Below are 12,462 nucleotides of genomic sequence, written 5' to 3' on the forward strand. Positions count from 1 at the left end.
TCGATCGAGTGGTCTGCATCAGGCAGCCCCCCGCTTGGGCGCGGTGGCCTGAAGGAGGCCGTGCAGGACGGACTCCAGGGTGTTGACCTGCTTGCACAGGCCGAACAGGCGCAAGCGGTCCACGCACGCGGCGATCAGGGCGGCGTGCTGCTCGGTGCCAGCGATCTCGCGTAGGTAGGAGAGGCGTTCGAGCACGTCGCTGCCGGAGCGCACGACCAGCTCCTTCGGGACGAACCGGTCGGCGAAGCGGATGTTCGCCGGGGCCAGCGGCAGGCAGCCGGCGAGCACGGCCTCGAAGATGCGCTGGGTCATCTGCCCGACGACGGCGTACCGTTCGGGCAGCATGAGCACCGTGGCCAGGGACCGGCCGTAGACGCCGGCAGCTTCCTCGAACGGGATCCGGCCCGCGAAGCGGACGTGCGGCCAGCGGCCGGTCTTGGTCCACTTCCCGGCGACCAGGTGCTCGACGCGGGCGGCTGCCGGGGCGAAGAAGCGGTCGAAGGGCTCGTCGCGGTCGTACTGGTTGCCCACGTAGCCGAGCGCGAGATCCCGGGGCCGCGCCGCCAGGGTGAGGGGATCGGCCTGGGCGAGGAGGTCCTCGGCGACGGGGAAGAGCAGCGAGTGCGCGCCGAGCGTCGGGGCGAGCGCGGCCTCGCAGACGCGGGTGTGGTCCGTACGGCGCCACACGCTCTCGGCGCGCAGGGTGCGGTCCTTATCCCAGATGACGGTGGGCGTCCGGTGCCGGGCCGTGTAGTAGTTGATGAGCTGGGCCTGCCGGTGGAGGTCGCAGGTGTGCCCCTCGCTGCCACACACAGTGGTGTTGCGGCCGGGGATCGCCCAGCGCCACTCCAGGAACAGGGCGTCGATGCCGGGCAAGCCGTCGTCGAAGGTGTACGCGCCGCCGAGGTCGTCACCGGCTTCGAGGCGGTCGCGGTCGGCTTGGAGGAAGACGATCTCGTGACCCCGGGTAAGGAGGGCGTCGATGAAGGGGCGGCGGTGGCTGCGGCCTCCGTCGGGAGTGTCGGTGACACCGTTGCCGAGGAAGCCCCAGAAGCTGTATCCGATCTTCATTTGGTGATCCACCGCCCTTCGAGGAGCAGGGCGTCGAGGCCGGAGTTGGCCAGGCAGTCCAGGGCCATCTCGGGTGTCCCGCAGATCGGCTTGCCCTTGACGTTGAGGGAGGTGTTGATCAGCACGGGGATGCCGGTTCGGCGGCCGAAGGCCGTCAGCACTGCGTGCATGAACGGGTTCTGCGACCGGGTGACGGTCTGCAGGCGGGAGGTGCCGTTGGCGTGCACGATCGCCGGCACCCGCTCGTGCGTCAGGTCCGTCACCCCGGAGGCCATGGACATGTACGGGGCCGGCTGGCCGAGGGTGAAGAACTCGGCGGCGCGCTCGGCCGGGACCATGGGGGCGAAGGGCCGGAACGGCTCGCGGAACTTCACGGTGGCGTTGAGCCGCTCGACGACGCCGGGCTCCAGCGGGGAGGCGAGGATCGAGCGGTTGCCCAGGGCACGCGGCCCGGCCTCAACGCCTCCCTGGAACAGTCCGGCGATCATGCCGTGGGCGAGCTGGTCGGCGAGGAACTCGGCGGTCTCGATGCCGAGGGTCTTCTGGCGCAGGCCGGGCCAGGGGGTCAGGTCGAGGGGCTGGTCCTCGTAGGAGGGGCCGAGGTAACAGCGGCGGGCGATGCCGGCGACCGGGCGAGGGCTGCGCCCATCGACATGCACGGCGAGGGCGGCCCCGATGGCGGTTCCGGCGTCTCCGGGCGCCGGCGGGACGAACACCTCGTCGAAGATGTCAGCCTCGATGATCTTCCCGATGCTGACGCAGTTCGTGGCGACGCCGCCGCCCACGCACAGGCGCCGGGAGCCGGTGAACACACGGGCTCGGCGGGCAAGGTGAACCATCACCTGCTCGGTCCGCTCCTGGAGGGCAGCCGCCAGGTCTCGGTGGACGTCGGTGAGCGGCTCGCTCGGGTGCCGCTCGGGGCAGGTCTCAGCGACGAACCGCCGGGATGTCCTCGGGTATCCCGAGGTGAGGGTGCGCGTCGGGAAGTAGCCGGGGTGGATGCGAAAGCCCGTGGCCGTCGTGCGGACGGCCGTGGTGAACAGGTGCCGGAAGCGGGCTGGGTCGCCGAGGGCGGCCAGCGCCATGACGGTGCCTTCCTCGTCGCCCCGCCGCCAGCCCAGGTGCTCGGTGACGGCGCCGTACACGTAGCCGAGGGAGGCCGGGTCGTTGATCGCTTCCAGGGTGTGGACGCGGGGGTGCTGAACGCCGTGGCCGTGGGCGATCGTGGTGGTCTGCCGCTCGCCGAGGCTGTCGACGACGAGTACGGCCGCTTCGTCCCAGCCGGAGGCGGCGTAGGCCGTGAGCTGGTGGGCTCGGTGGTGCAGGACCGATGTGACGCGGGCCGAGGGGAACTGGCTGCCGAGGACGCGCAGCCGCCGCCGGGTGCGCAGGGCGACCTTGGCGAACCCGTGGGCGCGAGCCAGGCTGCGGTCGCGCGTGGCCGACGAGAGCGCCATGCGCAGGGCGACGGGCGACTCGGCGAGGTAGCGGACGGGCTGGAAGTTGTAAGCGACGGCGTCCACGTCGCTGGCGCTCAGCTTGGCCTGGTCGAGGAGCCAGCCCACGGCGCGAGCCGGGTAGAGCTTGGTGTGCTTCTGCTCGGAGAGGCGTTCCTCCTCGACGAAGCCGACGAGTTCACCGTCGACGAGAAGGGCGGCCGAGGAGTCGTGGGTGTACGAGCACAGGCCGAGGACGACGGAGGGGGTGCGCTTCATGGCGGCGGTCACCTTGCCCCCGCCGTCGCGGCGCGATTGGTCGAGCGCCGCTCCAGCTCTTCGTACCAGGCGGTGAGGGCTTGGCCGAGGGGCCCGTCGATCGTGTCGGCCGCCCGCCACGCCTGCTCGCGCTTGCCGTCCTTCCACAGCCGGTAGCTGCGCAGCGTCTCGGCCATCGCGTCCCAGCCGGGGTGGCCGGTCACGTCACGGGCCTCGACCTGGTCGAGCAGGCCGCCGAAGCCGTTCCAGGGTGTTCGCAGGTCCGGCATGATCTCGCTCGCCGGGAGCGAGGTGAGCATGTCGGCCTGCTCGATGTGCTCGTCGTAGATGTGCAGCGAGCCGATGTGCAGGTGAAACTCGCCGAGTTCGGCGTCGAGCCATCCGGCGACCAGCTCGTGCAGCACGGTGTAGAAGAACACGTCGTACGGCATGCCGATCCATACGTCCTGGCCGCGCATCATGGTCGCCATGTGCAGGCGGCCGGCGCGCAGGTGGAACCGGAACCCAAGGGTGCACGGCACGTCCTTGTGCCCTGCGGCGTCCTGGGCCGGGTCGTAGAGCTGGATCAGGGCGCGCCGGGAGTCGGGGTCGGCCTGGAGGATCTCGACGACGCGGGCGAGCTGGTCGACCTTGCCGGCCCAGTTCCGCATCCTGGGGCCATACGCCCCCAGGAGGACGCCTTCGTCGGCGAACTGCCGCAGCCGGTTGTTGTAGTCGAAGATCCACGGGGCGTCGGAGCCGGACAGGTGCCAGACCGTCTCGGCGACGGCGAACGCCGGATTCACGATGCGGGCGGGCGGGGCGTAGAGCAGGCGGGCACGCGGCTGGGTGAGCAGCAGGTGCACATCGCGGACTTCGTGGGTGGCCATGCCCCGGGGGCTGATCTTCTCGCCGGACTTGGCCAGCGTGACGGCGCCGGAGAACAGCTCGGCGATGCTGTCGGCCGTGAGGGATGTCATCGGACGGGTGCTCCTTCGTCCTTGGGCGACGCAGCGGCGCCCGGATGGTGGTGGGTGGAGTCGTCGGCCCTCGGGCCGGAAGTGGCGCGGTCGGTGATGAGCCGGGCGATCCGAGTGGCGCTGTCGCCGCGCCACCGGCAGACCGCGTCCAAGGCCGCCCGCGGGATCGGCGCAGGGCCCGCGCGCAAGCCGGAGAGTGCTTCGGCGACCTCACCGGCGGCCTCGCACCGGGTCGCCAGTCCGTGACTGTTCAGGCCCAGGGTGCGTTCGCCCGGCGGGCCGATTTCGAGGACCGGGATGCCGAGCAGCGCAGCTTCGATCCCGCACGTCGAGTACGCGCTCGCCAGGACGTCCGCGCCAGCGAGGCAGCCTCGGGCTCCGACTCGGGGATCGGCCACCGCGATGGGCGGCCCGGCGTCCCGCTTCACCAGAGCGGTGAAGGCGTCGGCTCCCTGCGCCGGGTGTGGAGCGATGACGAGCCCCCAGTCGCCGTCCGCCTCGGCGAGCCCGTCTAGGAGGAGGTCCGCGTGAGACTTGAGGTGATCGGGATTGAAGGGCTGGCAGGCCCACACCGCGATCCGGGTCGGCACGCGTCGGCCCCCCGGAGCGAGCAGGTTCTCCAGGTACCGCCGTTGTGTTTGGCGGCTCAGGCTGGTGAGGACGTCGAAGCGGGGCTGCCCAAGGACGTGCACCTCGGCCTCGGGGTGGCGCGCCCACCCTCGGCCCAGGGCAAGGTCGCGCTCGCCCATGACGATGATGTCGCGGCTGTGCAAGGCCGGCCAGGCGACCGATTCCGGCGTCCACGCCCCGTGCTGGACGTGCACCGAGTTCGCTCCGTGCCGCTCGGCGGCGTGCGCGGCCAGCACGCCCAGTGGGCTGGTGTCGTTGCTCAGCAGGACGGTGTGCGGCCGGGTGGTCGACAGGATGTCGTCGAGCCAGCTCTCCGCCCGCACCACCGTCCGCCACGACGGTTGGGTGCAGCCCCCGCTGGTCTCCAAGAGAACGGACAATAGCCTTACGAGCCGGGCAAGTTGGATGCCGTGGCCTTCCACTTGGACGACGTGCTCGTCGTCGGGGCGGTGGAGGCCCTCGGCGGTGCCGGAGACGGTGAAGAGGTCGCTCGGAGCCGCGCGCAGCTCGAAACCCATTACCGGTCCCGCGCTGCATCGCTCGGCGGCATCAGTGGCGAGATCGAGCAGGAGGCTCCTCTGCCCGCCTCGCGCCAGCTCGGCGAGAACGGGGGTCAGCGTGGCGGCATGGCGGGAGGTCCACGACAGCGCCAGAACGTCCTGCCGTCCGAGATCCGAGGGGAGCGGACTCGGCTCAGTGTTCGCCGTACTCGTCCGGGCGCGGTTCCGGAGCTGGGCGGAGCGGGTCGGGTTGTGCGGTGCCGCAGCACCGAGCACGTACGCGACGCCGGACCATGTCACGGTGTAGGCCAGGTACTCCCGCGAGCTGCTCGAACGCAGTCCCACGAGCCCTTCGTAGGGGGCCAGGATCAGGGGCCCCGGGGCGGAGGCGAACGGTGCCCAGGAGTTCAGGGCCAGGAGCTTGCGCACGATCTCGGCGACGAAGCGTCGCACGGGGACGTGCTGAACGTGGAGCCAGTCGGCTCCGCCCGGGGTGGCGGCCCACTTGGCGCTGTAGCGGTCGACGGCCTCCATGACGTCTTCGACGCCGGAGCGCAGTAACTGCTTGTCGACGGCCGTCGCATCAAGGTCCGTCGTGTGGATGTGGTCGGTTCGCGCGTGCGCCAGGGCGCTGGTTCCGACGAGAGTCCACGTCGGCTTCCCGACGGTGGAGGAGCGGACCAGGCCGAGGCCACCAGTGGTGCGGGGGCTCACACCGTGCTCCCCTCGACGAGCTGCTTGGCGGGGAGGAGGCTCAGCAGTTCCCTGGGGGACGAGACCGTCTCCGGGGCGGGAGCCGTCGGCTGCCCGTAGCCCCACCCAGCGTGCACATAAGGGACGCCGGCGCGTGCGGCCGACTCCTGGTCGACCGCCATGTCACCCACGTAGACGGCGGAGGCGGGGTCGACTCCCAGGTCGACCAGCGCCAGGAGGAGCGGGTCCGGGGCCGGCTTCGTCCGACCCGCGCCGGCGGGCGTGCGGATGGTCGCGAAGGGACACCCGAGGCGCGCGAGGAGCGGGGCCGCCCGGTCGACGTGCTTGGACGTCACGACGCCCAGCCGCCAATCGGCGGCCACGAAGGCGTGGAGCGTCTCGACGATGCCGGCGAACTCCTCCGCGAGGTGCGCGGTGGCCACGGACTCCACCTCGTACGTCCTACGGACCGCCTCGGCATCGGTCACGCCCAGGCGCTCCATGATGTCCCCGAACTCGCGACCCAGGTGGCGCTCGTAGTCACGGAACGGGAGCGCGACGCCATGGACCTCCCGGACCCTCTGCCACGCCCTCCGCATCACGGGACGCGTGTCGAGGAGGACCCCGTCGAGGTCGAGGAGAAGAGCGCGCGACCCGTGGTCGCTCGGCGCGGCCGGACCGGGTGGCGATCCGCAAGCGGGAACGGTCATGATCGTCCTCTCGTCAGGGTGTCGTCGTGCCTCAGAGGGCCGAAGCCGGGGCAAGTTCCAACTCGGGGTACTGGGCCGGACCGCCGGCCTCCTCGAACGCCGCGTCGAGCAACGCCACGTGCAAGCGGTCCCATCGCCCTCGGGACTGCAGAGCACGACCGTGGCGGGTCAGGGCCCACGCCTTGAGGGCCATCGGGTCCTGCATGAAGTTCCGCGCGTTCTGCCGCAGGACGGCGGGGGTGAACACCCTGAGATTGAGGCCGGTGCGCCAGAACTCAAGCCACCACTGGCACATCAGGAGCGGACCCGATTCGTCGTCCTTGACGTGATCGGGATGGTTACGCACCCAGATCGGGTCCAAGTCCGGGTGTGTGCTCGCGACTTCGAGCATGCGGCCATGGGCCTGGTGCACTGCCAACTCCAGAGACTGGCGGTGCTGCTGGCGACGCTGGGCGATGTGCACCGCGGACGCGAGGGCGATGGTGGTGGCCAGAGCGAGAACGGGACGGTTCATCTGCGACCTTTACTCGAGGATGGATGGGACGGTGTGGCAACCGGCGGCGGCATCCGGGGCAGTGGTGGTCGCCGTCGTGCTCGCTTGAGGAGAGTCAGGCCGCGTCCGGCGGGCCGTCAGCCGAAGGCGAGGTCGATCCGTCCGGCACGGCCGGCAGGCGCGCGAGCCGGTGAAAGCGCGAGAGGTCGAAGCCACGCCCCTGAACCTCACCAGCGGGCACGGCGAAGAGGTCGATCCCCTCTTCGCTGGGTGCCGAAGGGGCGGCCTCCCTGATGGCGAGGAGCGCTTCGCCCTGCTCGCGGTGCGGCAGGAGGCGCGGCGCACGATCGATGTGTCCCTCGAAAGTCATGGTCAGCCCTCGGTCAGGTGTATTTGAAGATGAAGACGAGCACGACGCTCACGGTGACAATCAGGGCGATCTGGGCGCTGATCTGCCGCCAGCCCCAGCCCTTCCTGTCCATCCAGCGCAGCGGACGCCTTCAAGTCGGCGCGACGGGCTCCTCGGAGATCACGAGGTGGAGAAACGCCCGGCAGTGCTCGCCCAGGTGTTTGATCACGGCGTGGTACTCGTCGTCATCGGAGCTGATGTTGTGCCGGTCGAGGACGAGCACGCCGTCGGCCAAGCCCTCTCGGAGCTGCCGCTCGGCTTCCCGCCAACCAGGTCGATCCCAAGGCGGCGTGTAGACACCCTGGCTCGCACTGGATGCCGGGAAGTACGTCGTGGTCACCGGGACCGCCACATCGTGGAGCCGGGCGGCGATCGCGTAACCGAGCTGGTCGGCCTCAGCCTGTAGCGTCCCCCAGTCCTCGTCAGGTCGGGCCCTCGGACTCGGTACCAGGCTGTAGGCCAGCACGCGCAGCGGCTGATCGGCCTGCGCGTTGACGGCCTGACGGTAGAAGTGCTGACGCAAGCCTCGGAGTTGGCCAGCTCGGGACTGGCGCTTCACCTGGGCAGAGGTGCGAGGCCAGCTGGGGTGGTCACGGCCAGCGGCCGGCGCCCCACCGCCCGTGTGCTTCTCTCGCCCCCGATCAAAGGCGACGAGGCTCAACACGTCGGCTCCGTGCTTGATTGCGTTGTGCGGCGACATGGGGGTGCCTCCGTGAGAGTGGGGATGACCGCATACGTCGTCCGACCGCCGTCCGCGACGCCCCACCGAAGCGACAAGCAGGCGACGAGGTGCAGCCCTCGACCGCCGAGGCCGGCGGCACTTGCACGTCGTCGCCTCGCCGGTGCCGTGCTGTCGTCGGTGACTCGGATTCGAAGCTCGTGCTCGTCGTGTCGCAGTCGCAGTCGGACGTCCGCAGAACCGTGGATGATCGCGTTGGACACCAACTCCGAGACGACGAGCCGGGCGTCCTCTGCCGGCGTCTCCGGCAACGACCAGTGCTTCAGCACGGTGGCCGTCGTTCGCCGCGCTTGAGCGAAGTGCACATCTACCGGCTCCATGACCATCTCGAAGACATGAGAAGCCAGCGGACGCCGAGCGGTCGCGGCGCCGACGACGTGGGCGCCACCGTCGTCGCCCCGAGGTCGGGGCGGCGTTGCTGTCCGGTGCGTGGTCATGAGCACATCGCACCGTGGCTATGCGATCCGGAACAGGGGAAACCAGAGGGGGGAAATCTTTGTCAAGGGGGAAAAACAGGGGGGGAGTTGAGGAGAGTATTGGCTTTCTCCCACGGATAGGGGTCAGACTCATGGCAATGGATCCATTTGCCGAGTTGCTCCGTCACCTGCGGCGCAACGCGAATCGGACGCAGGATGAGCAGGCCGGTGCGATCAACGCCGCTTCCGGCCGGGCAACGGTGACCCGCCGGGAGGTGAACCGGTACGAGAACGGTGCCAACGTTCCGACGGACCACACCCTGGGGAGCATCGCTTTGGCCTGCGGCGTCCCGCTGGAGCCGTTGCTGCGCGAGGCGAAAGCCGCCCGCGCCAGGCGGCGAGAGAGAAACAAGGCCGAGGCGGAGGACCTGGACGACGTGAAACGCCGAACGCTGCTGGGAGGCGCAGTCGTCGGTGCGGCTGCGGCTGCCGAGCCCTGGGGCCGACTGGCCTACGCACTCAGCAAGGGTTCCAAGATCGACCCTGAGTCCGCGGCGGTGCTTATTGATCATGCGGCCACGTTGCACGTGGACGAGCTGAACGAGAGTGCGCTCAGCCTGCAGTCCCGCGTCGAGGCGCACTTGGACGCGATCACCGCAGCCCTTCCCCGCGCCGGAGCCCACGAGCGAGCCCTGACCATCGCGGCCGGGGAGACTGCCGCTCTTGCTGGGTGGGTCGCCTGGGACCTCGGCCAGCAGGACAAGGCCACTTCCTATTACGGAGTGACCTCGGAGTGCGCGAAAAGGGCTGGACACCCTCCGCTGCGCGCTCTCGCTCTGGGCTACGCGAGCTACGGTGCCCCCAGCCCAGCGAAGGCGCTGGAGATGCTTTCGCAGGCAGCTCAGGACGTACGCGGACGTGGCAACGCAACCGCCGCAGCGTGGGCTCTGGGCCGGTACGCGGAGGAAGCCGCCCAGTCAGGCGATGACGCTGGCGCCCTTCGTGCTCTCGACCAGGCCAAGTTCGCTTATGACTTCGCCGACCATATGAGCGAGCAGGCGTGGGTCCGCTTCGTGACGCCATACCGCATGGACTCGTTAACCCTCTCGGTCTACGGCGAACTCGCGCGTCAGGAACTGACCGCCACGGCCGACTCCGCAGTTGAGCGCCTCGGCGGCGAACTACCCGAGTCCGGTGTGGTCGTCCTGGGTGACCTGGCGTCCGCCCTTCTGCGCGGCGGCGACATAGATCGCGGGGCCTACGTAGCGCACCAGTTCGCCGCAGCGGCGGAGTCGAAGCCCAACACCATGGGCCGGCAGCGGGCTCAGGCCATCGCTGCCGGGCTCCCCGACACTGAGCATGACCTGGCCAGCCACCTGCTGACGTTCGCGACGCTGTGACGCGTCGAAGCGCACAGGCTCGGCGAGAGCAAGGCGCTGTAGTTCAGATCTCTACCCCGGGCGCGTCTCGTCGACGACCCAGGACAGGTACGCCTCCGACCCCCCGGTCACAGGCAGCGTGACCCACTGGGGGACGTCGTACGGGTGCCTCTCGTGCAGCCATGCCTCTAGCGCGGGGAGGCGATCCGACGACGTCATGTAGGAGATCCGCCACTCCTGAGCCGCCTCGACCTTCCCCTGCCACCAGTAGAAGGCGGTGATGGGCGCATCGATGTGGACGCCCGCCGCCAGTTTGCTCTCAACAGCGCCTCTGGCGAGGGTCTTCGCCTGCTCCTCGTCGTCACTCGTCGTCTGCGCGATCACGATCTCGGGGTCCATGCGGCTACCTCTCCAGCTCGGGTATCGCGACCCTATCCACTAGTCCGATGAAGGCGGGCGGGAGGTAGTTACCGGCAGGGCTTGGCGATTCGGTGCCCAGCAGACCGCTCGGACGATCAGTTGTTCAATGTGTCGGAATCAATCGCGTGGGGGAACGCAAGCCAGTCATCCTTCATCAGCCCTCGTGCGAAACCAGCGAGCCGTAGGGAACCGGATCGCGCATCAGGCCCGGAGTAGCTGGAGTCGCCTGAAAAGGCGCCGAAGTACGAACGCAGGGATCAGGCGTCGGAGCCCGAAGCGGTAGCCAAGGGCACGCTCCATCGTGGTGACGATGTGCTGTTGGTTCCCCACCCCGAAGCCGCCCAGGTTCATCTCGGCGGCGGCGGTGACAGGTGTGGCGTTCCAGGCATCGCTACAGGCCTGCTTGAAGGCAGCGTCGAGGTTGGTGAGGCAGTTGTCGAATACCTCACTGAGTACCGTGCTCTCCGTCGCGATCCAGGCGCGGCTCTCTGCGAGGGTCTCCTGGAGGTCGTGTCCGGTGATTGCGAGCGTGCTCAGGACCTCGGGATCGTCGCTGGTGCGGCGGCGTATCCGGTAGGGGTACTCGATACGTGCGACCAGAACCTTCACCGCGGCGGCGTAGCGGTCTCGGCGGACGGTCGCTCCAGCGCGCAGGCCGGTGAGGATGTGTCCGAGGGCTCCCGCGACGACGGACGAGCCTAGGACGAGCGCGAGGATCGTGATCACAGATGTGGATGCCGTTTCTGGTGCGGTGAAGGGTGCCGGGCCCATCGGCGAGCCTCCTGTTGTGTCTCGGCGGTACGCAGCGGGTGGGTGCCGTGGGCGGGTTGGCCATGTGGTGCGTCTTCGGCCGGCCAGGTGCCTGAGCGGCGCCAAGCCTCTTCGTAAAGCAGATGTCGGTGAACGAGAGTGATCAGCGCTTCCAGGCCGTCCTCGGGGATCCAGCGCAGGGCGGCGTCATCGCTGGGGTACTGCAGGCACAAGTCCCTCAGCGGCGGCGGGTTGCGATGCTTGAAGGCACGGTCGGCAGAGTCGAGCGGGAAGGCGTGCACGGTGTAGTCGGGTCGGATGACGAGGCGGACACGTTCGGTGGAGTAGTTCTCGCGTTCCAGAGCGGGCAGCGGGCGCAAGGTGAGTTCGAGGAGCGCGGCTCCGCCCGGACCGACGCGGCCAGCCGCCTGCTCCACGCCGTAGACGGTATCGGCGTGGAGCAGGTGGTCGGCGGCTGCGCCGGGGTCGGCGAGCACCGCCTTCAGCGGGTACGCCATGACCGGGCCGGTCGCGCGGGCTGCTGCCCGCGCGGGGAGACGACGGCGCGTCCGGTGGAGGTGATGCTGCCGGCCGCCAGTGCGCGCAGCGCGTCGATAGCGTTCTGGGACTCGGACTGTGGGAACGGGTCTCCGATCAAGGTGTGCCAGATCTCGATGGCCGCAGCGTGCTGTCCGTCCTCTTCCAGACGTCGCGCCTCGGCCGCCCGTCGGGCGGTGGCGGCCAGCGTGGTGGCGTACGTATTGCGCTCGTCGATCGTCCACTCGGCGGTGAGGTCGTCAACACCGGTCGGGTCGAGCACCGGGTGGGTGACCGCCTGGGCGGCGTGAGCCAGGGTGGTGGCGAGGGCCTGGGAGTGCTCAAGCGGGCCGGTGACAGCCGCGTAGGCGAAGGCCTCCCACAGCAGCCCGCAGGTGTCGTCGAGGACAGGGTTGCCCTTCTTGAACGACTTTAGCATGCGGACCTGGTGGACGAACCGTCCGCCGGTGGCCTGGTTGCGGGTGCTGATGATCCGGTTGAGCGTCCGGGTGTTGGACCACTCCCAGGTGTCGTTCTCCCTGTCAGCGATGTAGACGATCTCGCTGTCTTCAACGTCGAGCGCGGGAACCAGGTCGAAGGTGAAGTCCAGCTCGGCGAAGGTGACCTGGAGGGCGTGGGCAGGGGCGTCATCCACGTCGAAGAGGGCGTCGGGGTACTTCTCGGCGATGACCCCGCGGATGAGGCTCATCGCCTGGGCGGGGCCGCCGGGCTGACGCAGGGTCTTCTCCAGGCGCGGATGCATCCGGATGACCATGTCGACGTCCTTGAGCGGCTTGAGCATCGTCTTGCGGGCGAAGCTGCCCTGCAGGAAGGTGGCGATGGCCAGGCCAGCGTTCACCAGATGTTCGGTGATCTCGTTGTGCCGCTTCTGGGCGCTTTTGCGCTCGCGGCCATCGAGGTTGAGTTCCTCGTCGAAGGCATCGAAGGCGTTCTTGGTGCTGTCGTTCATCGTGCTGTCGTGCTCGTTTCTGCCGGCCGGGTAGATCGTGGTGCCCGGTGCCGGCTCCGGGGTCCCGTACG

At 69.4% G+C, this 12,462-nt stretch carries 14 protein-coding genes; 1 reads left to right on the forward strand and 13 read right to left on the reverse strand.

The features are described 5' to 3' along the window. Positions 1-18: 18 nt before the first annotated feature. From RLT58_RS07900 to RLT58_RS07940, 9 genes are all read right to left on the reverse strand, one after another. Positions 19-1,071: a glycosyltransferase family protein gene (locus tag RLT58_RS07900; protein WP_311309679.1), complete on the reverse strand. Its 1,053-nt coding sequence runs from the start codon at positions 1,069-1,071 to the stop codon at positions 19-21. After that, positions 1,068-2,786 carry a carbamoyltransferase family protein gene (locus RLT58_RS07905; protein ID WP_311309680.1) on the reverse strand — a complete coding sequence of 573 codons (1,719 nt, stop codon included), beginning with the start codon at positions 2,784-2,786 and terminating at the stop codon, positions 1,068-1,070. The genes RLT58_RS07900 and RLT58_RS07905 overlap by 4 nt, the downstream gene beginning before the upstream one ends. 8 nt (positions 2,787-2,794) lie before the next feature. Then, entirely contained in the window at positions 2,795-3,745 is a 951-nt protein-coding gene (locus tag RLT58_RS07910; RefSeq protein WP_311309681.1) for a thymidylate synthase, read from the reverse strand. Continuing rightward, on the reverse strand, positions 3,742-5,589 hold the full coding sequence (locus tag RLT58_RS07915) for a CDP-glycerol glycerophosphotransferase family protein (RefSeq protein WP_311309682.1): 1,848 nt from the start codon (positions 5,587-5,589) through the stop codon (positions 3,742-3,744). The genes RLT58_RS07910 and RLT58_RS07915 overlap by 4 nt, the downstream gene beginning before the upstream one ends. Further along, positions 5,586-6,278: an HAD family hydrolase gene (locus RLT58_RS07920; protein ID WP_311309683.1), complete on the reverse strand. Its 693-nt coding sequence runs from the start codon at positions 6,276-6,278 to the stop codon at positions 5,586-5,588. Before RLT58_RS07920 ends, RLT58_RS07915 begins: the two co-directional genes overlap by 4 nt. Positions 6,279-6,309: 31 nt before the next feature. Further along, complete coding sequence (locus RLT58_RS07925; protein ID WP_311309684.1) at positions 6,310-6,792, reverse strand: DUF6082 family protein; 483 nt, start codon at positions 6,790-6,792, stop codon at positions 6,310-6,312. A 94-nt stretch (positions 6,793-6,886) separates the two neighbouring features. Continuing rightward, positions 6,887-7,141 (reverse strand): hypothetical protein, encoded by a 255-nt coding sequence (locus tag RLT58_RS07930; RefSeq protein WP_200717937.1) that lies wholly within the window; start codon positions 7,139-7,141, stop codon positions 6,887-6,889. Positions 7,142-7,271: 130 nt separating this feature from the next. Beyond that, entirely contained in the window at positions 7,272-7,703 is a 432-nt protein-coding gene (locus RLT58_RS07935) for a hypothetical protein (RefSeq protein ID WP_311309685.1), read from the reverse strand. Between the two features lie 134 nt (positions 7,704-7,837). Then, positions 7,838-8,356 carry an ATP-binding protein gene (locus tag RLT58_RS07940; RefSeq protein ID WP_311309686.1) on the reverse strand — a complete coding sequence of 173 codons (519 nt, stop codon included), beginning with the start codon at positions 8,354-8,356 and terminating at the stop codon, positions 7,838-7,840. A 131-nt stretch (positions 8,357-8,487) separates the two neighbouring features. Between RLT58_RS07940 and RLT58_RS07945 the strand changes: the two genes are divergently transcribed. Then, positions 8,488-9,735: a helix-turn-helix transcriptional regulator gene (locus RLT58_RS07945; RefSeq protein ID WP_311309687.1), complete on the forward strand. Its 1,248-nt coding sequence runs from the start codon at positions 8,488-8,490 to the stop codon at positions 9,733-9,735. 51 nt (positions 9,736-9,786) lie between these two features. Here RLT58_RS07945 and cutA read toward each other — a convergent pair whose 3' ends face one another. The 4 genes from cutA to RLT58_RS07965 all read right to left on the reverse strand — a co-directional run bounded on the left by cutA (position 9,787) and on the right by RLT58_RS07965 (position 12,391). Then, the gene (cutA, locus tag RLT58_RS07950; protein ID WP_004921029.1) at positions 9,787-10,113 is read right to left on the reverse strand and encodes a divalent-cation tolerance protein CutA; all 327 of its coding nucleotides are present in this window, start codon (positions 10,111-10,113) and stop codon (positions 9,787-9,789) included. A gap of 222 nt (positions 10,114-10,335) precedes the next feature. Further along, positions 10,336-10,860 carry a hypothetical protein gene (locus tag RLT58_RS07955; RefSeq protein WP_164253248.1) on the reverse strand — a complete coding sequence of 175 codons (525 nt, stop codon included), beginning with the start codon at positions 10,858-10,860 and terminating at the stop codon, positions 10,336-10,338. Further along, complete coding sequence (locus RLT58_RS07960) at positions 10,857-11,402, reverse strand: hypothetical protein (protein ID WP_311309688.1); 546 nt, start codon at positions 11,400-11,402, stop codon at positions 10,857-10,859. Before RLT58_RS07960 ends, RLT58_RS07955 begins: the two co-directional genes overlap by 4 nt. Further along, positions 11,387-12,391, reverse strand: a complete 1,005-nt coding sequence (locus RLT58_RS07965) for an SMODS domain-containing nucleotidyltransferase (RefSeq protein ID WP_311309689.1) — start codon at positions 12,389-12,391, stop codon at positions 11,387-11,389. The genes RLT58_RS07960 and RLT58_RS07965 overlap by 16 nt, the downstream gene beginning before the upstream one ends. Positions 12,392-12,462 lie beyond the last annotated feature (71 nt).

Origin of the sequence: Streptomyces sp. ITFR-16 (assembly GCF_031844705.1) — a bacterium.
In the GTDB taxonomy this organism is placed as follows: domain Bacteria; phylum Actinomycetota; class Actinomycetes; order Streptomycetales; family Streptomycetaceae; genus Streptomyces.